We start from the raw sequence: 1,098 nt of genomic DNA on the forward strand, positions 1-1,098 counted from the left end.
GGCGAATTTACAATACAAGTGCAACACCTATAAAAAATGACACATAGGTTTCTGATATAATAATGCTACCAAACAAAATCTATATCTCGGAGGAAACCTATGTGCCACTATCATCATCTTACTCTATCTGAACGAGAAAATCTACTCTTTTTTCGCGCGCAGTCCTATTCTATCTCTCAAATTGCGGCGGCCCTCGGCCGAGATAAATCCACGATCTCACGGGAACTACGCAGAAATACAGTGAACGGCAAGTATCTGCCCATCACCGCACAACAACAGTATGCCCGCCGCCGTAAGGCATGCAAGCCTCACAAGCGGTTAGAGAATGCCGAGCTATTCGCATTGGTTAAAAATCTCTTCCTGGTGCATCATTGGTCCCCAGAAGAAATTGCCGGACGCTTGCAGCTGGAACATCAGAAGGCACTCCTTAGCTATGCAACGATTTACCGCGCCATATATGCCGGTATGTTTGATGAAACGTCGTCCTCCCATGGGTCCCGCGGTGCGGTCCGCCGCTTGCGGCATCATGGAAAATCCCGGCATACCCGGCAATATCAGGAACGACGGGGTTCTATTCCCATCTCTCACGATATTTCGGAACGGCCAGCAGGAGCCGCTAACCGCTCCCGGCGAGGCCATTGGGAATGTGATACCATAGCAGGAAAGACAGGAAAAGCCTGTCTGGTTACGTTGGTAGATAGAAAGAGCCGGTATCTGGTAGGAGGCAAAGCAGCCAAAAAGACAGCACAAGCCGTCAATACGGTATTGCTTCAGGTACTGCAAGGGCAACCTGTAAAAAGCCTTACGCCGGACAGAGGAAAAGAGTTCGCCCATCATGCCGCTGTCACAGAGGCCTTGAACGGCGTGCCGTTTTATTTCCCGCCGCCGCATCAGCCCTGGCAGCGGGGAAGCAACGAAAATACCAATGGCCTAGTCCGAGAGTATTTCCCGAAAGGGACAGACATCACACTCGTTCCAGAAGCCTATGTGCAAGCTGTTTTTGCAGAACTAAATCGCCGTCCCCGAAAATGTTTAGGATACAAAACGCCATACGAAGTACATTACTCTAAAAAGTTGCACTTAGCTTGACAATTCGCC

1 protein-coding gene is annotated in these 1,098 nt (G+C 49.7%); it reads left to right on the forward strand.

Features of this window, described 5'->3' with window-relative positions:
* The first annotated feature begins 99 nt into the window (after nt 1–99).
* Complete coding sequence (locus CJ260_RS12455) at nt 100–1,089, forward strand: IS30 family transposase (protein ID WP_095630436.1); 990 nt, start codon at nt 100–102, stop codon at nt 1,087–1,089.
* Nucleotides 1,090–1,098 lie beyond the last annotated feature (9 nt).

The organism is Megasphaera sp. ASD88, assembly GCF_002287425.1.
Taxonomy (GTDB): Bacteria; Bacillota; Negativicutes; order Veillonellales; family Megasphaeraceae; genus Megasphaera; species Megasphaera stantonii.